Consider the following 21,483-nt stretch of genomic DNA (forward strand, 5'->3'; position numbering starts at 1 on the left):
GTCGTCAGGCCTTCAGGTCCTTGACCAGCGGCCAGATCACCGGCCACGGCTGGGTGCGGTCGTTGAGCAGCCACACCGGCATGTTCTGGCTGGAGTTCTTGACACCGAGGTGGTTGTCGATCCGCAGCACGATGTTCGCGCCCTTGAAGTGCGCGGCCAGCCGCTGCGGCTCATAGCCGACGAAGAGCACGTTGGTGGCGCTCTCTGATGGTTCGCCGAAGTACCAGAACCCGCGGCTCGCGCTGTAGGCCTGCGGAAGCCCGCGCTCGGGGCCGTAGCGGTTGAGCGCGCCCGCCTGCCAGTAGCCGGTGGTGACGATCGAGGTGTGCGCGCGGACGTCCGGCGGCAGGCTTTGGTACGCCTGGGAAACCGAATCGGCCATCTGCGGCCAGCCGATCTCCTCGTGCGAGTACGCGGGACGCAGGTTGCTCTTGTGCTCCGCGATCCAGTGGATCGGCTGCAGCGGCACGACGTACGGCAGCGTGTACAACGCCGACAACGCGAACACCGGCCAGGTCGGGATCCAGCGCCACCACAGCGCCGGGCGGTGCTTGCCGATGTGCACCGCGGCGGCCGCCCAGCAGATCGGGTACATGCCGGAGATGTAGTAGTACCTGCCGTTCGCCACGATGAACACGACCGTCAGGCCGACCACCGTCCAGCCGAGGAACCGGTACGGCCGTTGCTCACGGGTGACCAGCAGCGTCGCGAGCCCGAACAGCACCAGGAACGCGCCGATCACGAGGCCCGCGCCGGTCAGCGCGCCGGGGACGAACCCGGCGCGGCCGCCCCAGCCGCCGTTGACCTCCTTGGAGATCGCCTCGCTCATGCCCAGCTGCGGCCAGTCGTTCGCCGACTGCCAGAGCAGCGTCGGCAGGATGGACACCGCCGCGATCGCGCCGCCGATCCACAGCTTCGGCCTGGCGAAGATCTCGCGCGGGCCGAAGACGAGCACCGCGACGCCTGCCACCACCCAGAACCCGGCGATCAGGAATTTGACGTTCAGCGTCACCGCGGTGGCGACACCGAGCCAGATCAGCAGGTTGTCATCGCGGGTCCGGATCCAGCGGACGATCAGCCAGAGGATGACCGTCCACAGGAACGGGTCGATCGTCGAGGTGGCCAGGTAGTGGCCGCTGCCGACGAACTGCCCGCAGATCGCGGCCGCGCCGCCCGCGAGCAGCTGCGCCTTGCGCCTGCCGCCCATCTCGCGGGCGATCAGCGCGGTGAACACCACGGTGGCCGCGACCGCCAGCACGGCGGGCAGCCGGAACACCACCAGCGACCCCGGTGCGATCGCGTCCATCAGCGCCGCGAGGAGCGGCAGCACCGGGGGCTGGTCGGCGTAACCCCAGTCGAGGTGTTTCCCGGCTGCCCAGAAGTACAGCTCGTCCCCGAAGTAGCCGTAGCGCCCGGAGACGAGGAGCAGGACCAGTCCTGTCGCGGCTGCCATGATGAACACCGGCCGCTTGGCGAACTCGGCGGTCTCGGTCTCCTCGGATTCGGCGGCCGCGGTGGCGGCGGTCATGCAAACTCCCAGCTGTACGTGGTCGAGGACGTCCCTGGCCACCCTACGGGCGTGGCCTTTACCACGACCGGGTGCGTTTACCCGCTGTGGCGCCCGACACGGTCAGAGCCCTAGGTTACGGAACGCGGGCCAGACCTCGGACCACGGCCTCGTCCTGCCGGTGGCGAGCCACATCGGTTGGTCCTGCGCCCCTCCCGTCCGGCCGAGCGGTCTGACCTGGGCGAAGTTCCGTCTGAGCGCCTCTTGGGGCTCCCCGATGTAGAGCACCGAGTCGGCCGTTTCCGGCGGGCTGGTGAGCGTCCAGTACCCCCGGCTGCCGCTCGACGGCTCGGGCAGCCGGTCGCGGCCGTAATGGTCGATCGCGGCGGAGTACCAGTAGAACCGGGTGACGATCGCGGTGCCCGTTGGCAGCGTCCGGTACGTCGCCGCGACCGAGTCCGTGAACTCCGGCCAGCCGATTTCCGACGACGCGAAGATCGGCCTCGGCAGGTCCGCGTTGGCGAGCCAGCTCTGTGGCCAGATCGGCAACGCGCCGGGCAGCATGAGCAGGAGACTCAGCGCGTAGACCGGCCAGGTCGCGATCCAGCGCCACCACCGGGCGGCGCGGCCGCTTTCGAGTTCCACCGCCGCCACCGCCCAGCAGAGCGGCAGCATCCCGGCGATGTAGTAGGCACGCCCGTCGACCGCGAAGAACAGCAGGATGAGTCCCACGGTTGTCCAGCCGAGGAACCGGTGGTCGCGCCACTGGTCCGACCGCAGCAGCCGCCACAGGCCGTAAACCATGAGCACGGCGCCGACCGGAAGCCCGGCGAGCAGGAGCGCCGACGGCGCGAACAGCAGCTTGCCGCCCCATAGGCTGGAGACCTCGGCCGAGATCGCCTCGCCCATCTCGAGCTGCGGCCAGCCGTTGGCCGCCTGCCAGATCAACGTCGGCGCGATCATCACCGCGGCGATCCCCGCGCCTGCCCACAGCTTCGGCCGCCGCAGCAGGTCCCGAGGCCCTGCCACGAGCAGCGCGACCACGGCGATCACCCAGAACGCGCCGATGAGGAACTTCGTGTTCAGCGCGAGCCCGGTGACGGCACCCAGCCACAGCAACAGGTTGTCGTCCCGCGTCCTGATCCAGCGGACGATCAGCCAGAGGATGACCGTCCACAGGAACGGGTCGATCGTCGAGGTGGCCAGGTAGTGCCCGGTGCCGAGCAGCTGCGCGCAGACAGCGAACGCCCCCGCGGTCAGCACCTGCGCTTTCCGCTCACCGCCCAGCTCACGGGCGATAAGTGCGGCGAACACCACCCCGGTCGCCATCGCCAGCGTCGCGGGCAGCCGCAGCACGACCGGCGATCCGGTGTCCAGCAGCCGCGCGAGCAGCGGAAGCAGTGGCGGCTGATCGGCGTACCCCCAGGCCAGGTGCCGTCCGGCGGCGAGGAAGTAGAGCTCGTCGCCGAAGAACCCATAGTGCCCGGACACGGCGAGCAGCAGGACGCCCATGGCGCCGGCGATCGCGAACACCGGCGCCTTGGCGAGCTTGGTGTCCACGCGCTCCAGTGTCATTCCCATCGGAAGAACCGGGCAGCGAGCGCGGCGCACACCACGGTGACCGCGACCATCGACACGAGGGGAAGCACGTGCAGCGCATGCCCGGTCCAGGCATCGCGCAGCGACGTCAGCACGGCGCCGAGTGGCAGGATGTCGGCCACGGTCTGCAGCGCGCCGGGCAACTGGTCCTTCGGAACCCAAACCCCGCCGAGCGCGAGCATCGGGAAGAACGTGGCATACCCGATCCCGGCACCGGCACGCCCGGTCGGCACGACCGCGGCCACCACGAGCCCGATCGAGAACAGCGCGGCGCTCCCGAGCACGACGCTGATCAACGCGCTGACCGGATTCAGCGGCATTCCCATCCCCAACGCGAACCGCCCGACCCCCAGCACGAGCACGATCACCGCGGCCGCGGCCCCCACCGTGACCACCAGTTGAGCGGCCAGCAGACGGCTCGGCGCGACCGGGCTCGCGGAAAGCCTTTTGAGCACCCCTTTTTCGCGGTGTGTCGCCATCGCCATCGGCAGGAACATCAACCCCAGCATCCCCAGCAGGAGCGCGACGGCCATCGGCGCGATCACCGCCGAAAGCGCCGTGCTGCCCCCATATTCCGCGCTGGGCGTGTTGTTCCCCGGCATGATCCCGAAAACCACGAGCAACCCGACCGGGATCCCGAGCAGGCTGATCGGCCCGCCGGGGTCCCGCAGCAGCAGTTTCGCCTCGGTGGCGGTCAATTTCGCAAGTGCGGACATGTGTCTCCCCCTAATCCAGTTTCCGGCCGGTGAGCGCGACGAACGCGTCGTCGAGATTCGCGTGCTCGACCCGCAACTCCCCGGCGATGACCTGGTGCCTGGCAAGCACCGACGTCACGGCGTGCAGAACATTCCCGCTCCCGGTGACGACCAGCACCCCGCCCTGCCGCTCGACCTTCCGAACCTCGGGCAGCGCGGCGAACAACTCTTCCGAGACCTCCCGCGACGGCCTGAACCGGATCCGCTGCTCATCGTTGACCCCGGCGACCAGCCCACCGGGCGTATCAACGGCGACAACCCGCCCACCATCGATCACGGCGAGCCGATCACAAAGCCGTTCCGCTTCTTCCATGAAGTGCGTGACAAGGAGAATCGTCACCCCGCCGGCCCTCACAGCCTCGATGAGATCCCAGGTATCCCGCCTCGCCTGCGGATCGAGCCCAGTGGTGAGCTCGTCCAGCACGGCGATCTCGGGACTCCCCACCAACGCCAGCGCGATGGAGAGTCGTTGCTTCTGCCCGCCGGACAGCTTTTTGTAGGCAGTGTCCCGTTTCTCGGCCAGCCCCAGCGTGGAGAGCAACTTCTCCAGATCGGCAGGCTCCCGATAGAACGACGCATACAGTTCGAGCGCCTCGAAGACCCTCAGCCGATCGGGCAGTTGCCCTTCCTGAAGCTGAACCCCGACCCGTTGCCGCAACTCGGTCTTGTCGCGCTGAGGATCCAGCCCCAGCACGGAGATCTCGCCCCCGTCCGGCTTCCGCAACCCCTCGACACACTCGACCGTGGTCGTCTTCCCGGCCCCATTCGGTCCGAGAATCCCAAAAATCTCCCCTCGCTCAACGCTGAACGAAACATCCTCGACAGCGACTTTGTCCCCGTAACGCTTGTGCAGCCCCCGCACCTCGATGACCGGCATCCCGGGACCCCCTTTCGTTTCGCACGCCCCAACTTTCGCGCGAATCACCGGCCTCCCGTATCGCCTCCCCGGCCAGACTCCACCTCCACCACCCCGCCGCCCCGGATCAACCGATCGGTGGATCCACCCCTCCACCGCATCCCACCCGTACCTGGCCGGACGGCACGCGTACCTGGGCGGACGACGCGCGTACCCCGATGGACGACACGCGTACCCAGCCGGACGGCACACGTACCTGGCGGGTCGGCATGCGTACCCAGGGAGTCGTCACGCCCTAGCCGAACCGGAGACCACAGCCATCCCAACGTTCAATACGACCCACCGGACTGTGGGATACGCGATGCCGGGGTGTCACGGGGTGCCGAACCAGGCGTGCAGGGCGGGCTTCAGTGGTTCGTCTCCTTCGACCCAGCAGATGTAGCCGTCGGGGCGGACGAGTACGCCGGCGCCGTAGGCGGAGGGGAGCGTCGAGATGTCCGGGGCCACCGTGAGGCGCGGGCCCCAGTGGCGGGCCAAGTCCCGGTTGCGCGGGTCGTCGCTCAGCAGAATGCCTTGGCCCTCAGGCAAACACAGGCCGCGGTATCGGGTGCCCAGCAGGCGATGGGGCGGGCCGGTCATCGGGTAGCGGATGTCCAAACCGGACACCATGTTCGCCAGGTGGCGGTTGGCGTCAGGCAGAACGGCCAGGTCGGCGAAGAGCTTTCGCGCGCCCGTGTTTTCGGGTTGGACGAGGAGGCTGTGCGTCCGGGTGCCGTCGAGCACTCGGGCGGCGACCGGGTGGCGTTCGGATTCGTAGGTGTCGAGCAGGCCGATCGGGCCGTGGCCCTTGAGGTCGGCCGCGAGTTTCCAGCCGAGGTTCATCGCGTCCTGGATGCCGAGGTTCAAGCCTTGGCCGCCGACCGGGAAATGGATGTGCGCGGCATCCCCGGCCAGCAGTACCCGGCCCGCCCGGTAGCGCTCGGCCTGCCGGGCGGCGTCGGTGAAGCGGGATCTCCACCGGACCTCCGAGACTTCGAGTGATCCGTAGAAACGGCGCAGGCCCGCCTTGAACTCCTCGTCGGTGATCGGCGCGGTGCGATCGGGGAGCGGGGTGGTGAGGTCACCGAAGACGAGCCGGTACAGCCCTGGTTCGCCCAGCGGGATCAGGCCGCCGAAGCCCCTTTCGCCCGCGGCGCGCCGGGGGAGTACGTCGCGCATCGAACTCCAGTCCGCGCGCACGCCCGGCTCGCCGGTGGCCACCACTACATCGGCCACGACGCCCCAGCCGTGCCCGTCGGTGCCGGGGAAACCGATGCCTGCCAGCTTGCGGACCGTGCTGCGGCCGCCATCGCAGCCGACCAGGTACCTGGCGCGGATGACCTCGCCGTCCACCGTGGCCGACACGCCGTCCTCATCCTGGTTGAGCGCGGTGAGCTCCTGGCCGAACCGCACCTTCACGCCCAGTTCGGCGAGCCGCGCTTCGAGGATCAGCTCGGTCTCCGCCTGCGGGATGACGAGCTGATACGGGTGGTCGGTGTCCAGATCGGTGTAACTCAGTGTCTGCCCCGCGAAATGGCCGTCCCGCACCTTCGCCTGCGCCCGGTCGAGCACCGGATCGAGCAGGCCGCGCAACGCGAAGACCTCCACCGTGCGGGGTTGCAGGTTCAAGGCGCGTGACTGCCCGCTCCGCTCGGGCGCGCGATCCACTACCACTACGTCGACGCCAGCCAGCGCCAGTTCGGCCGCCAGCATCAGGCCCGCGGGGCCGGCCCCCGCCACGATCACATCCGTGCCCATGACTGCTCCTTAACGTTGTTAAATTCGATGATGCACTTAATGGTGTTAAGGTGTCAAGCATGGGTTTGACGAGGCAGGATCTGGCCAGGGCAGGGCTGAAACTGCTGAACGAGGTGGGATTGAACGGCCTCACCCTGCGCCTGATCGGCCAGGAGCTGGGCGTCAAGGCGCCCGCGCTCTACTGGCATATGAAGAACAAGCAGGAACTGCTCGACGAGATGGCCACCCAGATGTACCGCGACTACACCGCGGACCGGCCGGTGCGCATGGAGAACGGGGACTGGGAGGAATTCCTGCGCACCCGGTCCTATGTGCTGCGCCAGATGATGCTCGACTACCGCGACGGCGCGAAGGTCTTCTCAGGCACCTTCTTCACCGAGGAGCAGCTGCCGAACGCGACGCCGGTCCAGCAGTTCGCCGAAGCCGGTTTCGACCCGGGCAAGGCGGAACGCGCGCTGTTCACGCTGTACAGCTACGTCATCGGGTTCACGATCGAGGAGCAGGCGATGTACCCGATGCCCGGCGAGCGGGACGAGCGCTACCCGCCGATGGACACGGACGCGCGGTTCGAGGACGGCCTGGGCATCCTGCTCGCCGGGATCAAGGCCTTTCTCAGTGACGGCGCCAGCTGAGTTCCATAGTGGACAGCCAACGGCCCAGCTCGTAACCGTTGGCCGCCAGGCCATCGACGGCGGCGTAGGTCGTCTTGAGCGCGTGCTCGGCCTCGTCTTCGGTGATCAGGCCGAGCTTCGCGGCGGCGATCAGCTCGTCGGTGTCGATCACGTCGAGCCGCTGCTTCTCCTTCAGCACCAGGTCGATGTAGAGGTCTTTGACCAGCCACACGCCGCCGTCGACCGTCACGGTCACCACGTCGAGGTAGAAGTCCTGGTCGCGCTCGTGGCCGGGGTTGAACCAGAAGTCGTTGACCCGCAACGACAGTCCGGGCAGGATCCACGATTCCAGGTAGTGGAACTGCGGGCGGCCTGGCACCGGCCTGGCCATGTACAAACCGGACTCGGTCAGCCGGTACTGCTCGACCTCGCGGACTATCCCCTTCGGATCGACGTTGGTCTCGGCAGCGATGTCGAAGGTCTCGAGCTTCGGGGGATGCATGCGCTCATTTTGCTACGAACGTGACCTTTTCCGGCGCTGACACGGATAAAGTGCGCGGAGATCTTCACGAGGGGACCACGCGCATGTTCGGGATCATCAGACCCTGCCGTCATCGGCTGTCCGCCAGCCTGCACTCGGACTGGCTCGCGCATCTCTGCGGGCTCTGCCTCGCGCTGCGCGATGAGCACGGCCAGCTGGCCAGGGTCGTCACCAACTACGACGGGCTGGTGATCTCGGCGCTGGTCGAGGCGCAGACCGTGCGGCTCGACCGCCGTCGCCAGGCCGGTCCGTGCCCGTTGCGGGCCATGCGGTCCACGTCCGTCGCGAAGGGGTCCGGCGCGCAGCTGGCCGCGGCGGTCTCGCTGGTGCTGGCGTCGGCGAAGGTCGGCGACCACGTCGAAGACCGCGACGGGATGTTCCGTCGCGCCACGATCGCCAAGGCCGGCAAGCGGGTCGCGAAGCGGTGGGCCGCGCAGGGCACCCGGACCGGCTCCCGCATCGGGTTCGACACGGCGGTGCTCACCGAGGCCGTCGACCGTCAGTTCGAGGTCGAACGCGCTGTTCATCTGGGTGACTCGGCGTTGCTGGCCACCGAGCCGACCGAACTGGCGACGGCCGCGGCGTTCGGCCAGACCGCGGTGCTCGCGGGACGACCAGGTAACGTCGCGCCGTTGACCGAGGTGGGCAGGCTCTTCGGCCGCGCCGCGCACCTGATCGACGCGGTCCAGGACCTCAAGGTGGACAAGGAAGCGGGAGCGTGGAACCCGCTGCTGGTCACAGGCACGGATCTGGCCGAGGCGCGACGGCTGTGCGACGACGCGGTGCTGGGCGTGCGGCTGGCGTTGAAGGAAGCGGAGTTCGAGGACCAGGCGCTGGTCCACGCGTTACTGGTGCATGAGCTGGATCATGCTGTGAAGCAGGCCTTCGGCGATGTGCACGGGCCTCAGGCGCCGACGGATCCGGAGACGCCGGAGAAGCCGGGGTGGAAGGACCAGTACTACGGCAGTCGGCGCGGTCTGGTGCATGGGTGCGCGCTGGCGTCGGCGTTGTTCTGCACCTGTCACGTCTGCTGTGCTGACGAGTGGCCTGGCCCTTGGAGCGGCAAACGTCGTGAGGGGCCGTGCAGCAACTGTGACGGTTGTGACGGCTGTGACTGCTGTAACTGTGACTGCTGTTCCGGTTGCGACTGTTGCTGCTGTGACGGCTGTGACTGTTCTTGTTAAAGGGGAGCGATGACTGACGAGGTCGACAAGCTGAACCGGCGCGGCCGGGCCAACTTCGCGGAGCTGGTCGAGGGCGGCGAGCAGCGGCTCGACGCGTTGTTCCAGACGATCCCCGCACTGGGTGAACTCGCCGTCGGCACGGTATACGGTCACCTCCACGAGCGGCCGGGGCTCGATCCGCGGATCCGCGAGGCCGCGACGCTGGCCGCGATCGTCGCGGCGGGCATGGTCGGGCCGCCGCTGAGCGTGCACCTCAAGACCGGGCTCGCGTCCGGGCTGGCGCCGGGCGAGGTCACCGAAGTGGTGCTGCAGTCCGCGGCCTTCGCCGGGTTCCCGCGTGCGGTTTCTGCCGCTGACCAGCTGAATCGTCTTTTCGCGGACGCCGGGCTTGCGTCGCCGCCCGCACGCACGCCGCGCGAGGTCGTGCTGGAGTTCTGCGTCGCGCCGCCCGAGGACGCCGAGCCGGATGTGCTGGCACTGCTCACGGAGGTCAGCAGGGTTGCGGCGACCGCGACCGGGCCGGACCGGGTGCTGGTCGAATGCTTCGGTGACGACGCGCTCGACGGCGTTCTCGTCTTCCGCGTCGAGGGTGAAAACGTCGTGGAAGTGGCCGTCTACCGGCAGGCGGACTGAAACTGTCGGTGGGGCGTCGTAGTCTGGATTCGTGGCTTTCGCAACCGAACACCCAGTACTGGCCCAGTCCGATCACCGGCCCGTCTCCGACATCCCGCGCGAGGATGGCCGGTTCAAGGTCGTGAGCGACTACCAGCCCGCCGGCGACCAGCCGGCGGCCATCGACGAGCTCGAAAAGCGGATCAGGGCAGGGGAGAAGGACGTCGTCCTGCTCGGCGCGACCGGCACGGGTAAGTCGGCCACCACGGCCTGGCTGGTCGAGCGCCTGCAGCGGCCGACGCTGGTGATGGCGCCGAACAAGACGCTGGCCGCCCAGCTGGCGAACGAGCTGCGCGAGCTGTTCCCGAACAACGCGGTCGAATACTTCGTCAGTTACTACGACTACTACCAGCCCGAGGCGTACATCGCGCAGACGGACACGTACATCGAGAAGGACTCGTCGATCAACGACGACGTCGAGCGGCTGCGGCACTCCGCGACGATGAACCTGCTGTCCCGGCGAGACGTCATCGTGGTCGCGAGCGTGTCGTGCATCTACGGCCTCGGCACGCCGCAGTCCTATCTGGACAGGTCGAGCAGGCTTTCGGTCGGCGCGCAGGTGGACAGGGACATGTTCCTGCGCGCGCTGGTGGACATCCAATACACGCGTAACGACATCGCGTTCGCGCGCGGTACTTTCCGTGCCCGCGGCGACACGGTCGACATCATCCCGGCGTACGAGGAGCTGGCGATCCGGGTCGAGTTCTTCGGCGACGAGATCGAGAAGCTGTACTACCTGCACCCGCTGACCGGCGACATCGTCAAGGAGGTCGACGAGGTCCGGATCTTCCCGGCCACGCACTACGTCGCGGGCCCGGAGCGGATGGAGAAGGCCATCCGCGGCATCGAGGCCGAGCTGGAGGAAAGGCTGGCCACGCTGGAGAAGCAGGGCAAGCTGCTGGAGGCACAGCGGTTGCGCATGCGCACCGCGTACGACATCGAGATGATGCGCCAGGTCGGTTTCTGCTCGGGCATCGAGAACTACTCGCGCCACATCGACGGCCGGGAGGGCGGCACCGCGCCCGCCACCCTGATCGACTACTTCCCCGAAGACTTCCTGCTGGTCATCGACGAGTCGCACCAGACGGTGCCGCAGATCGGCGCCATGTTCGAGGGTGACATGTCCCGCAAGCGGAACCTGGTCGACTTCGGGTTCCGGTTGCCGAGCGCGATGGACAACCGGCCGCTGACCTGGGAGGAGTTCTCCGACCGTATCGGGCAGACGGTGTACCTGTCGGCCACCCCCGGCCCGTACGAGATGGGCCAGGCTGGCGGCGAGTTCGTCGAGCAGGTCATCCGGCCGACCGGCCTGGTCGACCCCAAGGTGGTCGTGAAGCCGACCGAGGGGCAGATCGACGACCTGGTCCACGAGATCCGTGAGCGCGCGGACCGTGACGAGCGGGTGCTGGTCACCACGCTGACCAAGAAGATGTCAGAGGACCTCACCGACTACCTGCTGGAGCTGGGTATCCGGGTGCGGTACCTGCACTCGGAGGTGGACACCCTGCGCCGCATCGAGCTGCTGCGGCAGCTGCGTGCGGGCGACTTCGACGTGCTCATCGGCATCAACCTGCTGCGCGAAGGTCTCGACCTGCCCGAGGTGTCGCTGGTCGCGATCCTCGACGCGGACAAGGAGGGCTTCCTGCGCAGTGGCACCTCGCTGATCCAGACGATCGGCCGCGCCGCCCGTAACGTGTCCGGCGAGGTGCACATGTACGCCGACAAGATCACCGACTCGATGGCGCACGCCATCGAAGAGACGGATCGGCGCCGCGCCAAGCAGGTCGCGTACAACACCGAGCGCGGTGTCGACCCACAGCCGCTGCGCAAGAAGATCGCCGACATCCTCGACCGCGTGTACCTCGAAGCCGAGGACACCGAGACGGTCGCGGTCGGCGGTTCGGGACGCAACACGTCGCGCGGCAAGAAGCCGGAGCAGGGCGATCGCGTCCGCAGCTCGGGCATGCTCGTCGACAAGGACGTGAAGGGCATGCCGCGCGCCGAACTCGCCGACCTCATCCAGCAGATGACCGACCAGATGATGCAGGCCGCGCGCGACCTGCAGTTCGAGCTCGCGGCCCGGCTGCGTGACGAGGTCTCGGACCTGAAGAAGGAGCTGCGCGGAATGGACGCGGCGGGCCTCAAGTGACCTCTGCGTGAACGCCACTTTCGCAACGCTGAAGTAGTGGAGTGGCGTTCACTGCGCCCAGGACGACCTAGGCGTCGGCGGGTGGGTCGGGCTGGAGGATGCCGAAGATGTTGCCGTCCGGGTCCTTGCAGTAGACGAGGTGGCCGACCGTGGGCACGTACTGCTTGGGGAGGGCGATCGTGCCTCCCGCGGATTCGGCGGCGGCGATGACCGAGTCGAGGTCGTCGACCGAGATGGTGTTCACGAAGCCGTGGACGGGAGCGTCCGCTGCCGGAGGCGGGCCCTGGCGGGGGAGGAGGCCTCCGTTGATGCCGGTGCCTTCGCCGGTGTCGATCACCCAGTAAGGGACGTCGCTCCAGCGTTCGCACTTCCAGCCGAAGACCGCGGTGTAGAACTCGGCTATGCGTTCGGGGTCGGTCGCGTGGATTTCGAAGTGAACGGGGCGAGGCATGCTCGGCTCCTTTCCGAAGTCACCAGGAGCCGAGCAGCCTACGCCGCGAAGGTCAGAGCCGGGGTTTCTGAACCGTCATCGGGTCCATGTCGAAATCGGGGAAACCGGCGGGTGTGATCGACTGGGTCAGCGCGCCGGCGACCGGCGGGAGACCGGCCCAGCGGCGGACCATCGCGGTCGCTTCCGCCGCCTGTGCCGCGGGCAGTTGCGCGATCTTGGCACCGTGGTTGCCGCCGGGGACCGTGTACACGGCCGTGTCGTGGTGGCGCGAGGGCCTGAAACGCTCGACGCCCCAAGGGTCGTTCTCGCCGTAGATGTAGAGCAGCCGGTCGCCCTGGGTGCGGACCCAGAAGTCGATGTCCGGCATGGCGAAGTGGTCGAACGGCGGCATCTTGATCGACTTCGGCACGAAGGTCGACGCGACGTTCTTGCCAGGGTAGCGGATCAGGTCCTGCAGGTAGCTGTCGTAGGACTCGGGGCTGCCGAGCTGCACGGAGGCCTGGTAGTAGTACGGCACGTAGCCTTCGAGTGCCTGGTCGGAGTACGTGACAAGGCTTTCCACGCGGTCGTACCACTTGTAGATCACGTCGGCGGGGGAGCCTGCCGCCGGGACCGTCGCGCAGTCGGCCTGCTTCTGGTACTGCCAGAACGCCCAGTACGAGTCGATGACCGTCAACTCGATCGCGATGTCGATCGAACCGACCGTGGTGAAGGTGTACTTCTTCTCGGCCGCTTCCTTGGCGGCGAGCACGCCGAACTCGTCGCGACGCGTGAGGACGTCGCGCTGGACGGCCTTCAACGCGGCGCGGCACTGCGGGTCGTTGCCCACGCGGGCCAGGAACCTGTTGTACGAGTCGTGCTCGTTGATCACGTCGTTCGGTGCGACGTAAGGGATCGTGCCGTCGACGTCGTGCGGGAAGAAGCGGCGGAAGTACGTGGCGGTCATGCCGCCCTTGCTGCCGCCGGTCGCCAGCCACTTGCCGGGGTAGATGGACTTCATCGCCTGGACGGCGCGGTGCTCGTCGGCGGCGGCCTGCCAGATCGTGAGCTGCTTCGTCCAGTCCGGCTTGGCAGGGCGTGACGGCGTGAAGTAGCGGTACTCCATGGAAAGCTGGTTGCCGTTGACGATCTGCGTCACCTCTGACCGCGACGCCGCCTCGTTCATATTGTAGCCGGAGGTGTACGCGACGGTCGGCGCGGCGAAGTCGCGGTGCAGCAGGGTGTACCGCTGCTCGAAGGTGCCCGCGCGCGGGTCGCGGTGGTCCGCCGGCTGCGTGAAGGTCAGATGGAAGAACCGGAAGCCCGCGGGTGCGGGTTTCTCCGACACGACGGTCAAGCCGGGGATGTGCTTGAGCGCTTCGACGATGTCGCCAGGCGCCTGCGCGGCGGTCGCCACCGGCGCGAGGGTGAACGCTGTCGCCAGTATGGCGAGCAGCGTCGTGAGTTTCTTGACCACCATCACTCCTTTGCGAGATCACCCGATCGTGGGCATCTGCCGGATGTTCACAGACCCGGATCGGCCCGACAAGCGTCTAAAGACGCGAACAAAAGGCCATTCCCGGTGACCGGCACGCGGTACGGTCCGACTCATGAAGTACGCGGACTGCCCCACCGTCGAGGTGGACATTCACATCGCCGCATCGCCTGCCGAGGTGTGGCGCTGGGTGACCGACATCGACCTGCCCGCCCGGTTCTCCCGGGAATTCCAGGGTGCGAGCTGGGTCGACGGCGGCCCGGCGCTGGGCGCGAAGTTCGTCGGCCGCAACGAACATCCGGCGATCGGCCAGTGGGAGACGCCGTGCGAGGTCGTCGCCTACGAGCCGGAGCGGTTGTTCGCGTGGGATGTCCGGCTCGGCGATGGGCAGCCGTCGTCGTCCTGGCGCTTCGAACTCGCGCCCGACGGCGAAGGCGCGCTGCTCAGGCAATGGGCGCGGATGGGCCCGGCCAGGTCGGGGCTCAGCTATGCCATCGACGCGATGCCCGAGAAGGAGGAACGGATTGTGGCTAAGCGGCTCGAAGAGTTCCGTGCCAACATGCTCGCGACCGTCGAGGGCATCAAGAAGCTGGCGGAAGGCTGATGCGCGTCGCCATCCAGCTCAGCGCCGAGGCCGCGCCCTGGCGCGAATTGGTCGACTACGTGGTCGAGGCCGAGCGCATGGGCGTCGACCTCTGCTGGGTGGCCGAGGCTTGGGGCTGCGACGCGGCGTCCCCGCTCGGCTACCTTGCCGCGAAGACCGAGCGCATGCTGCTCGGCTCCGGTGTGCTGCAGGTCGGCAGCCGCTCGCCGGTGCTCGTCGCGATGACCGCGCTCACCCTCGCCAGGATGACCGACGGCCGGTTCCTGCTCGGCCTCGGCGCGTCCGGCCCGCAGGTGATGGAAGGCCTGCACGGCACGCCGTTCGCGCATCCGCTCGGCCGCATGCGCGAGACCGTCGAGATCATCAGGCAGGTCTTCGCCGACGGCCGCGTCAAGTACGAGGGCAAGCATTTCGAGCTCCCGCTGCCCGGCGGTGACGGCAAGGCGATCCGGCTGAGCCAGCCGCCGAACCCGGACATCCCGATCTACCTCGCGACGTTGTCGCCCGCGATGCTCAAGCTGACCGGCGCCGTCGCCGACGGCTGGCTCGGCACCAGCTTCGTGCCCGAGGCGGCGAGCGCGTATTTCGATCATCTGGCGGCGGGTGCCGCGAGCACGGGCCGTGACGTGAGCGGCATCGACATCTGCCAGGGCGCCGAAGTCGCCTTCGGGGACAACGTCGAGGAGATGGTCGCGCGGCGCAAGCCGGGACTCGCCTTCAGCCTCGGCGGCATGGGTTCCGCCGGCAAGAACTTCTACAACGACGCCTACGCCAGGCTCGGGTTCGCGGAGGTCGCCGAACGCGTCCAGCGGCTCTGGGTCGACGGCCGTCGTGACGAGGCCGCGGCCGAGGTGCCGGACGAGATGGTGCTCGCGACGACGCTGATCGGCACCGAGGACATGGTCAGGACGCGGTTGCGCGCCTGGCAGGACGCCGGAGTGAACACCGTCCGGCTTTACCCGGCAGGCGAAACACCCGACGAACGCATCACCACACTCGGCCGCGCGCTCGACCTAATGCCGTAGCACTTTGTCCACATAGGACTTGATCGCCGTCAGCGACTCCGGCGACGACCACAGCTGCTCGACGTGTGCGTCGTCGCCGGTGCGGTGCTCGGCGATGCGCTCGTGGAACGGCCGGTGGATCTGCGCCTTGGTGTGCGCGAACGTCTTCGGCGGGATGGCGGCTAGCTGATGCGCGAGTTCCAGCGCGCGCGGGAGCACGTCGTCCGGCTCAGCGAGCTCATCGGCCAGCCCGCGCGCCAGCGCGTGCTCACCGCCGTAGGTCTCGCAGAGCAGCGTCAGCTCGGCTAGTGCGCTGGTGCCGAACGCGCTGCGCAGGATCTCCATGGCCGACAACGGGAACGGCACGCCGACGAGCAGCTCGGTGACCCCGATCCGGCCGTGCGCGGCGTTGAGCACGCGCCGGTCGCACGCCGCCGCCAGCACCGCGCCACCCGCGATGGCGTGCCCGTTGACGGCCGCGATCACCGGGCGGGGGAACCCGAACAACGCGAGGAACGCGTCCGACAACGCGGGCAGGAACTCGGCGATGTAGCGCGGTCCGCCGTCGTGCAGGCGCAGCAGGTCCACCCCGGCCGAAAACATCTCGCCCGCACCGGTCAGCACGACCGCGCGCCGACCGTCCCGCTCGACCTCGGCCAGTTTGTCGGCCAGCTCGCGGCAGAGCTCGGTGTCGATGGTGTTCGCCTTGCCGTGCCGCAGGCGCAGCACCGCCACCTCGCCGGTGATTTCGGTATGGATCACCGGCTCAGATTACGCCGTGCGGCCGGGATCGGCTTGACGCCGATTTGACAAGTGTGACCCGAACGGACCATGGCGATCAGATCGCGAACGGTCCTAACCTGGTTGTGTCACGCCAGGAACGGCGTGCTTACTACTGGGGGTAGTAGCCATGAAATTGTTCCGTGGATTGATGGTGGGCGCGATCGCGGCCACGTCCCTTTTCGCCGCCGGTTCGGTGGCCGAAGCGAAGCAGCCCTATCCCTGCGGTTTCTACCGTGACGGGGCCAATTACCCGTGGTACGGCCACTGCGACGAGCCGCCGCCCACCAACGTGCAGATCACCATCAAGCTGCTGTTCTCACCGAACCAGACCTGGTGCGTCGCGCCTGGCCCGACCAAGCTGCCCGACATCGCGACCAACGCCTGGTGGAACGGAAAGCTCTGCTAGTACAAGGATTCCGGTGTGGCCGCTGGCGAACCGCGGCCACACCGGAGCTCAGCTCGTCACGTCCTTGGTGGCGAAGCGGCGCGCGGCCAGCAGGAAGAACACGGTCCCGTAGATGACCGCTGACAATATCCCGTTGACCATTTGCGTCCAGTCGACATCGGTCGAGATCAAATCGATCCACGCGTACCCGAAATGCGTCGGCAGATAATCGCGCAATCCTTCCAGCGCGGTGATCTGATCGAGGATCTGCGAAACGATCGCGACGATCACCGCGCCGCCGACCGCGCCCAGCGGCGCGTCGGTGGACACGCTCAGGAACAGCGCGAGCCCGGCCACCCAGGCCAGCTGGATGATGATGTACAGCGTCGCGAGCACCATCGCCAGCAGGCTTTGGGAGAACGTCACCGAGTCACCGGTCGGGCTGATCGCGTCGCCGGCGCCGTACCAGATCACGCCGACCGCCAGCGAGACCAGCGGCAGCAGGACCAGTGCGGCGATCGACAGCAGCCCCGAGACGATCGCCTTCTGCCGCAACAGCCGATGCCGGGGCACCGGCATCGCCAGCAGGTACTTCAGCGAAGACCACGAGGACTCCGAAGCGATCGTGTCGCCGAAGAACAACGCCACGATCATCGGCAGGAGGAACCCGCCTGCCACGAACAACGCGAGCACCACGAAGTTCGGCGCGCTGGCCGTGGCCAGGTCGACGAACCCGCCGCTGCGCCGGTTCGGGTTCGCCGAACCGATCTCGAACGCGATCACCAGTATGAACGGCAGCAGCGCGACGAAACCCAGCAGCAGCTGGGTGCGCCGCCGTTTCAGCTGCCGCTTGAGCTCGACACCGAGCCCCAGCGTCCGGTCAGCGCGGTAGCCCGCGACGGCGCCGTCCGGGCCGACCTCCGCGTGCTCGTGCGAAGCGACGTCGCTCAGCTCGGTCAGCGCGGCCGGGTCGGTGTGGACACCATTGTTGTTGCTCACTGGCTGTCTCCCACCAGCTGAAGGAACGCGTCTTCGAGACGGCGCCTCGGCCCGGCCTGCTCGACCGCGACCCCGGCGCGCACCAGCGCGGCGACCGCGTCGGCGCGCGGCATGCCGTCGAGGTTGGCGTGCACGACCTGACCTTCGGAGTCGACCTCGGTGACCCCTTCGGCGGCGCGCAGCACCTCCATCGCGGTTTCCGGCTTGTCGACGCGGAAACTGGCCTCGCCACCCGCCGCGGTGATGTCGCCGACCTCACCGGAGGCGACCAGCTTGCCGCGATGCATGACGACCACGTGCGAACAGGTCTGCTCGACCTCGGCCAGCAGGTGGCTCGACACCACCACGGTGCGCCCGGTCGCGGCGTAGCGCTGCAGCACCTCGCGCATCTGGTGGATCTGTGGCGGGTCGAGCCCGTTGGTCGGTTCGTCGAGCACCATGAGCTCCGGCAGGCCGAGCATCGCCTGCGCGATGGCGAGCCGCTGCCGCATGCCCTGGCTGTACGTGCGGACCTTGCGGTGCACGGCGCTGCCCAGCCCGGCGATCTCCAGCGCCTCGGTGAAGTGCGCCTTCTCGGCGGGACGGCCGGTGGCCGCCCAGTACAGCTCGAGGTTCGAGTGGCCGGACAGGTGCGGCAGGAACCCGGAACCCTCCACAAAGGACCCGATGCGGGACAGCACCGGCGCGCCGGGCGCGATCTTGTGGCCGAACACCCTGATCGAGCCCTCGGTCGGGGTGATCAGGCCCATCAGCATCCGCAGCGTGGTGGTCTTGCCTGCGCCGTTCGGCCCGAGCAGGCCGAGCACCATGCCGGGTTCGACGCGGAACGAGAGGTCCTTCACCGCGGTCAGGCCGCCGGGGTACGACTTCGTCAGCCCCTCGATCACCAGCGGCGTCTGCGCCAGCTCCGGGTCGATGTCGTGCGAGCGCTTGCGCCGGATCGCCGCGATGACCGCGATGACGATGGCCGCGAGCACCGTCGAGCCGATGCCGATCAGCTGCCCGGTCGGCCAGCCGGTGCCGAGCTGCGTACCCGGCACGACCGGCACACCGAGCGTCGAGCCCGGCGCCAGCGAAACCTGGTACACGGACGGGGCGTCGGGGGACAGGTACGCCTGATCGGTGGTGCTGACGACCAGCCTGAGCGTATGTCCCGGCTCGATCGGCCGGACGATGCCCGGCAGTGTCACGGTCACTTCGCCGGGCAGCGAAGGCACGCGGAACGCGGAAATCGCGTTGGCGGGCAAGGTGCGCTGTCCATCCGCGGTGACGTCGTAGAGCTTGGCGAACAGCACGGCCTCGCCGGGCGGCCCGTTGACGCGGAGCTTGACCGTCGAACCGCCCGTGATGAGCAGCTGGGACTCCATCGGCGCCGAGGTGAACTGCGCCGCCTGCCCCGGCGGGTCGATGCCGAACATCCCGGCCACCCGCGAAGAACTGCTCGACAGGCTGTTCAATCCCGGCAGGCCGCTGACCGACGCGGGATTGCCGCCCGCCGGGTGCACGATCGGCTGCTCCGGGCCGGTGAGCGCGATCTGCCTGCGCTCGGCCGTCGCCGGGTATGCCGGCGCGACCACCGTGCGGACCGACGGGGTTCCGTTGGCGCGCAAGGTTCCTTGGACGTCGTAGCTGAAGTTCGTGCCGGGGTCGGCGCCTTCGCCGGTCAAATGGAACTTGAGGAAGTCGGCGATCTTGCCGCGCAGCTGCGGGCCTGGCTTGCCGCCGTCGTGCCCGCCGGTGTACCAGATCGTCTTGACCTTGCCGCCCGCCGCGGTGATCTGCCGCGCGGTGGCGTCGGACTGGTCGAGACCGAACAGCGTGTCACTCTCACCCTGGACGAGCAGCGTCGGCACGGTGATCTTGTCCGTCACCGAAGCCGGCGAGATGCGGCGAAGCAGGTCGAGGCTCTGCTGACTGGCCTTGCCGGTGGTCGCGAGTTCGGTGTACGCCTGGCAGACCTGCGGGGTGAACAGTCCACAAGGGTCGGCGGCTGGCCGGGTGCGGCCTTCGCCGCCTGGGGACGGCGCCGCCGGGGGAGCGGCGCCGATGGCCTGCCCCGACTCCATGGTCCGCTGGCCGGACTCGGGCGCTTCGCTGCCCGGGTTGCCCGCCGCCGCTGCCCCGGAACCGGCCGAGAAGAAGATGCCCGCCCACGTCTTCTTGAAGACGCCGTTCGCGGCGAACGCGCCGGCGGCCGGGGTGCCTGCGGCCGCCGAGGTGGTCGCCGCGTTCGGGACGAGGCCCTGCGCGAGGTCGTTGTAGGTGATCACCGGGGCGATCGCGTCCACTCGCTTGTCGGTGCCCGCGAGCAGCAGCGAAAGCGCGCCGCCGTAGGAGGCACCGGTCGCGGCGACCTTCGGGTCCCCGTTGACGCTCTGCACCTCGGGTCGCGTCGCGAGGAAGTCGATCAGCCTGCTCGCGTCGGCGACCTCGTAGTCGGGGTCGTTGAGGGTGATCTTGCCGCCGGAGCGGCCGAACCCGCGCGCCGACCAGGTCAGCACGACGAACCCGCGGTCGGCCAGCTCGCGCGCGTCCGCGGCGACGCTGTTCTTGTCGCCGCCGAACCCGTGCGCGAGGAGCACCGCGGGCGCCGGAGTGGTCTCCGGCTTGTAAAGAGTGGTGTCGATCGAGATGCGGTCCGTCGAGTTGGGGGCGGCCGGCACAGGGATCATGGCGTCGGTCGTGACGACCTTGGACGGCGGAGGACCACTGTTGGCCCAGAGAAGACCGGCCGCGGCGAGCACGGCGACGGCCAGCGCGAGCGAGGTCCAGCGGCCTGCTCGCGTGCGTGGGATCGGGATGCGGGGCACGACAGTGACGGTAGGTGAAGTTTCCTGAGAGTGTCTCCCCGAACTCACACGAATCCGACATACTCGATGGCGCGCTGTGCACGGTGACGGGCATTACGCCCCCGTAACGGTGACGCGGACTACCTTGACTGGCGTTAATACGACCGATCAGTCAAGATAGATCTGCTGTGAGGGGAGTATTCCTTCGCGGCGGTGTCGTCAGCACGGTGCGCCCCTCGGGGCCCCCGGCACCGTCGGCCGGTGTTCCACCGGCGGAAGAGACCTCCGGTTAGTTGCTGCTGCGCGCTATCCGGAGGTTGGTTTCATGTTCGTTCCCATGTGGCTATGGATCGTCACGGTCGTCGGCCTGCTGGCTCTGATCGCGGTCGACCTGGTGATCGTCGATCGCAAGCCGCATGAGGTGACGACCAAGGAAGCGGCCAAGTGGGTCGTCTTCTACATCTCCTGCGCGCTCCTCTTCTTCGCCGGGCTCTGGTTCTTCGCCGGGCATCAGCCCGCGATCGAGTTCATCACCGGGTACATCACCGAGTACTCGCTGAGCGTCGACAACCTCTTCATCTTCATGATCATCATGGCGTCGTTCAAGGTGCCTGCCATCCACCAGCACCGGGTGCTGCTGATCGGGATACTGCTCGCGCTCGTCATGCGCAGCGCGTTCATCGCCATCGGCGCCGCGCTGATCGCGCAGTTCGTGTGGGTGTTCTTCCTCTTCGGCGCGGTGCTCGTGTGGACGGCCGTCAGCATGGTCCGCAGCAAGGACGAGGAAGAGGAGTACCACGAGAACGCGCTCACCAGGTGGGTGCGCAAGCTCTTCCCGGTGACCGACGACTACCACGGCCACAAGTCCTTCGTGAAGAAGGAAGGCAAGCGCTACATCACCCCGATGTTCGTGGTCATCGTCGCCATCGGCAGCGCGGACCTGCTCTTCGCGGTCGACTCGATCCCGGCGATCTTCGGCATCACCCAGGAAGCGTTCCTGGTGTTCACCGCCAACGCTTTCGCGCTGATGGGCCTGCGCCAGCTGTACTTCCTGCTCGGCGGCCTGGTCACCAAGCTCGTTTACCTGTCCTACGGGCTGGCGGTCATCCTCGCTTTCATCGGCGCGAAGCTGTTCCTGCACGCGCTGCACGAGTACCACGTGGTGCCGGACTGGCTGGACATCAACAACTGGGTCTCCCTCGGCGTGATCGTCGTGGTGTTGACCGTGACCACGGTGGCGAGCCTGGCGAAGGCCAAGCGCGACGAGGAGTCCGAATCCAATGGCGTGGGCGTTCGGTAGTTAGAGGTGCTAACTATCGGGTA

The 21,483-nt window shown here is 68.0% G+C and carries 19 protein-coding genes; 8 read left to right on the forward strand and 11 right to left on the reverse strand.

The genetic code is table 11. From position 1 onward, the window contains the following. Positions 1 to 4: 4 nt before the first annotated feature. From ACFV15_RS21415 to ACFV15_RS21435, 5 genes are all read right to left on the reverse strand, one after another. Positions 5 to 1,528, reverse strand: coding sequence for an ArnT family glycosyltransferase (locus ACFV15_RS21415; protein WP_378352253.1), 1,524 nt, complete (start codon positions 1,526 to 1,528; stop codon positions 5 to 7). 102 nt (positions 1,529 to 1,630) lie between these two features. Further along, complete coding sequence (locus ACFV15_RS21420; protein ID WP_378352254.1) at positions 1,631 to 3,088, reverse strand: ArnT family glycosyltransferase; 1,458 nt, start codon at positions 3,086 to 3,088, stop codon at positions 1,631 to 1,633. Next, entirely contained in the window at positions 3,079 to 3,822 is a 744-nt protein-coding gene (locus ACFV15_RS21425) for an ABC transporter permease (protein ID WP_378352256.1), read from the reverse strand. The genes ACFV15_RS21420 and ACFV15_RS21425 overlap by 10 nt, the downstream gene beginning before the upstream one ends. Before the next feature lie 10 nt (positions 3,823 to 3,832). Continuing rightward, positions 3,833 to 4,738 (reverse strand): ABC transporter ATP-binding protein, encoded by a 906-nt coding sequence (locus ACFV15_RS21430; protein WP_378352257.1) that lies wholly within the window; start codon positions 4,736 to 4,738, stop codon positions 3,833 to 3,835. 351 nt (positions 4,739 to 5,089) lie between these two features. Continuing rightward, a complete protein-coding gene (locus ACFV15_RS21435) occupies positions 5,090 to 6,514 on the reverse strand; it encodes an FAD-dependent monooxygenase (protein WP_378352258.1) in 1,425 nt (474 codons plus the stop codon). A gap of 59 nt (positions 6,515 to 6,573) precedes the next feature. On the opposite strand from ACFV15_RS21435, the gene ACFV15_RS21440 reads away from it, so the two are divergent. After that, positions 6,574 to 7,146 (forward strand): TetR/AcrR family transcriptional regulator C-terminal domain-containing protein, encoded by a 573-nt coding sequence (locus tag ACFV15_RS21440; protein ID WP_378352259.1) that lies wholly within the window; start codon positions 6,574 to 6,576, stop codon positions 7,144 to 7,146. Here ACFV15_RS21440 and ACFV15_RS21445 read toward each other — a convergent pair. Next, positions 7,127 to 7,627 carry a DUF402 domain-containing protein gene (locus ACFV15_RS21445; protein ID WP_378352260.1) on the reverse strand — a complete coding sequence of 167 codons (501 nt, stop codon included), beginning with the start codon at positions 7,625 to 7,627 and terminating at the stop codon, positions 7,127 to 7,129. The genes ACFV15_RS21440 and ACFV15_RS21445 overlap by 20 nt on opposite strands. 83 nt (positions 7,628 to 7,710) lie before the next feature. Between ACFV15_RS21445 and ACFV15_RS21450 the strand changes: the two genes are divergently transcribed. Genes ACFV15_RS21450 through uvrB form a run of 3 tightly spaced genes read left to right on the forward strand, consistent with a single transcriptional unit; the run spans position 7,711 to position 11,671 of the window. Continuing rightward, positions 7,711 to 8,850 carry a DUF5685 family protein gene (locus tag ACFV15_RS21450; protein ID WP_378352261.1) on the forward strand — a complete coding sequence of 380 codons (1,140 nt, stop codon included), beginning with the start codon at positions 7,711 to 7,713 and terminating at the stop codon, positions 8,848 to 8,850. A gap of 9 nt (positions 8,851 to 8,859) precedes the next feature. Continuing rightward, positions 8,860 to 9,483, forward strand: coding sequence for a carboxymuconolactone decarboxylase family protein (locus tag ACFV15_RS21455; protein WP_378352262.1), 624 nt, complete (start codon positions 8,860 to 8,862; stop codon positions 9,481 to 9,483). Positions 9,484 to 9,514: 31 nt separating this feature from the next. Continuing rightward, positions 9,515 to 11,671: an excinuclease ABC subunit UvrB gene (gene uvrB, locus ACFV15_RS21460; RefSeq protein WP_378352263.1), complete on the forward strand. Its 2,157-nt coding sequence runs from the start codon at positions 9,515 to 9,517 to the stop codon at positions 11,669 to 11,671. Between the two features lie 67 nt (positions 11,672 to 11,738). Here uvrB and ACFV15_RS21465 read toward each other — a convergent pair whose 3' ends face one another. After that, entirely contained in the window at positions 11,739 to 12,122 is a 384-nt protein-coding gene (locus ACFV15_RS21465) for a VOC family protein (RefSeq protein ID WP_378352264.1), read from the reverse strand. Positions 12,123 to 12,174: 52 nt separating this feature from the next. Beyond that, a complete protein-coding gene (locus ACFV15_RS21470; protein ID WP_378352265.1) occupies positions 12,175 to 13,581 on the reverse strand; it encodes a S28 family serine protease in 1,407 nt (468 codons plus the stop codon). Between the two features lie 130 nt (positions 13,582 to 13,711). Here ACFV15_RS21470 and ACFV15_RS21475 point away from each other — a divergent pair, with 130 nt between their 5' ends. Both ACFV15_RS21475 and ACFV15_RS21480 read left to right on the forward strand, forming a co-directional pair. Continuing rightward, the gene (locus tag ACFV15_RS21475) at positions 13,712 to 14,200 is read left to right on the forward strand and encodes an SRPBCC family protein (RefSeq protein ID WP_378352266.1); all 489 of its coding nucleotides are present in this window, start codon (positions 13,712 to 13,714) and stop codon (positions 14,198 to 14,200) included. After that, positions 14,200 to 15,225 (forward strand): LLM class F420-dependent oxidoreductase, encoded by a 1,026-nt coding sequence (locus ACFV15_RS21480; RefSeq protein WP_378352267.1) that lies wholly within the window; start codon positions 14,200 to 14,202, stop codon positions 15,223 to 15,225. The genes ACFV15_RS21475 and ACFV15_RS21480 overlap by 1 nt, the downstream gene beginning before the upstream one ends. On the opposite strand, the gene ACFV15_RS21485 is transcribed toward ACFV15_RS21480, so the two are convergent. Further along, the gene (locus tag ACFV15_RS21485; RefSeq protein WP_378352268.1) at positions 15,214 to 15,966 is read right to left on the reverse strand and encodes an enoyl-CoA hydratase/isomerase family protein; all 753 of its coding nucleotides are present in this window, start codon (positions 15,964 to 15,966) and stop codon (positions 15,214 to 15,216) included. The genes ACFV15_RS21480 and ACFV15_RS21485 overlap by 12 nt on opposite strands. Positions 15,967 to 16,114: 148 nt before the next feature. On the opposite strand from ACFV15_RS21485, the gene ACFV15_RS21490 reads away from it, so the two are divergent. Continuing rightward, positions 16,115 to 16,393 (forward strand): DUF6355 family natural product biosynthesis protein, encoded by a 279-nt coding sequence (locus ACFV15_RS21490; protein ID WP_378352269.1) that lies wholly within the window; start codon positions 16,115 to 16,117, stop codon positions 16,391 to 16,393. A 48-nt stretch (positions 16,394 to 16,441) separates the two neighbouring features. Here ACFV15_RS21490 and ACFV15_RS21495 read toward each other — a convergent pair whose 3' ends face one another. Together ACFV15_RS21495 and ACFV15_RS21500 are read right to left on the reverse strand one after the other, a co-directional pair. After that, the gene (locus ACFV15_RS21495; RefSeq protein ID WP_378352271.1) at positions 16,442 to 17,371 is read right to left on the reverse strand and encodes an ABC transporter permease; all 930 of its coding nucleotides are present in this window, start codon (positions 17,369 to 17,371) and stop codon (positions 16,442 to 16,444) included. Next, a complete protein-coding gene (locus ACFV15_RS21500; protein ID WP_378352272.1) occupies positions 17,368 to 20,181 on the reverse strand; it encodes an alpha/beta fold hydrolase in 2,814 nt (937 codons plus the stop codon). Before ACFV15_RS21500 ends, ACFV15_RS21495 begins: the two co-directional genes overlap by 4 nt. 304 nt (positions 20,182 to 20,485) lie before the next feature. Between ACFV15_RS21500 and ACFV15_RS21505 the strand changes: the two genes are divergently transcribed. Beyond that, complete coding sequence (locus ACFV15_RS21505) at positions 20,486 to 21,460, forward strand: TerC family protein (RefSeq protein ID WP_378352273.1); 975 nt, start codon at positions 20,486 to 20,488, stop codon at positions 21,458 to 21,460. Positions 21,461 to 21,483 lie beyond the last annotated feature (23 nt).

Origin of the sequence: Amycolatopsis sp. NPDC059657 (assembly GCF_042734395.1) — a bacterium.
In the GTDB taxonomy this organism is placed as follows: Bacteria; Actinomycetota; Actinomycetes; order Mycobacteriales; family Pseudonocardiaceae; genus Amycolatopsis.

What these genes read in the sequence shown, in the direction of transcription:
- ACFV15_RS21440 (WP_378352259.1), top strand. Translation starts at nt 6,574, where the DNA reads ATGGGTTTGACGAGGCAGGATCTGGCCAGGGCAGGGCTGAAACTGCTG.
- ACFV15_RS21455 (WP_378352262.1), top strand. Translation starts at nt 8,860, where the DNA reads ATGACTGACGAGGTCGACAAGCTGAACCGGCGCGGCCGGGCCAACTTC.
- ACFV15_RS21415 (WP_378352253.1), bottom strand. Translation starts at nt 1,528, where the DNA reads ATGACCGCCGCCACCGCGGCCGCCGAATCCGAGGAGACCGAGACCGCC.
- ACFV15_RS21435 (WP_378352258.1), bottom strand. Translation starts at nt 6,514, where the DNA reads ATGGGCACGGATGTGATCGTGGCGGGGGCCGGCCCCGCGGGCCTGATG.
- ACFV15_RS21470 (WP_378352265.1), bottom strand. Translation starts at nt 13,581, where the DNA reads ATGGTGGTCAAGAAACTCACGACGCTGCTCGCCATACTGGCGACAGCG.
- ACFV15_RS21480 (WP_378352267.1), top strand. Translation starts at nt 14,200, where the DNA reads ATGCGCGTCGCCATCCAGCTCAGCGCCGAGGCCGCGCCCTGGCGCGAA.
- ACFV15_RS21420 (WP_378352254.1), bottom strand. Translation starts at nt 3,088, where the DNA reads ATGGGAATGACACTGGAGCGCGTGGACACCAAGCTCGCCAAGGCGCCG.
- ACFV15_RS21465 (WP_378352264.1), bottom strand. Translation starts at nt 12,122, where the DNA reads ATGCCTCGCCCCGTTCACTTCGAAATCCACGCGACCGACCCCGAACGC.
- ACFV15_RS21450 (WP_378352261.1), top strand. Translation starts at nt 7,711, where the DNA reads ATGTTCGGGATCATCAGACCCTGCCGTCATCGGCTGTCCGCCAGCCTG.
- ACFV15_RS21430 (WP_378352257.1), bottom strand. Translation starts at nt 4,738, where the DNA reads ATGCCGGTCATCGAGGTGCGGGGGCTGCACAAGCGTTACGGGGACAAA.
- ACFV15_RS21425 (WP_378352256.1), bottom strand. Translation starts at nt 3,822, where the DNA reads ATGTCCGCACTTGCGAAATTGACCGCCACCGAGGCGAAACTGCTGCTG.
- ACFV15_RS21490 (WP_378352269.1), top strand. Translation starts at nt 16,115, where the DNA reads ATGAAATTGTTCCGTGGATTGATGGTGGGCGCGATCGCGGCCACGTCC.
- ACFV15_RS21475 (WP_378352266.1), top strand. Translation starts at nt 13,712, where the DNA reads ATGAAGTACGCGGACTGCCCCACCGTCGAGGTGGACATTCACATCGCC.
- ACFV15_RS21505 (WP_378352273.1), top strand. Translation starts at nt 20,486, where the DNA reads ATGTTCGTTCCCATGTGGCTATGGATCGTCACGGTCGTCGGCCTGCTG.
- ACFV15_RS21445 (WP_378352260.1), bottom strand. Translation starts at nt 7,627, where the DNA reads ATGCATCCCCCGAAGCTCGAGACCTTCGACATCGCTGCCGAGACCAAC.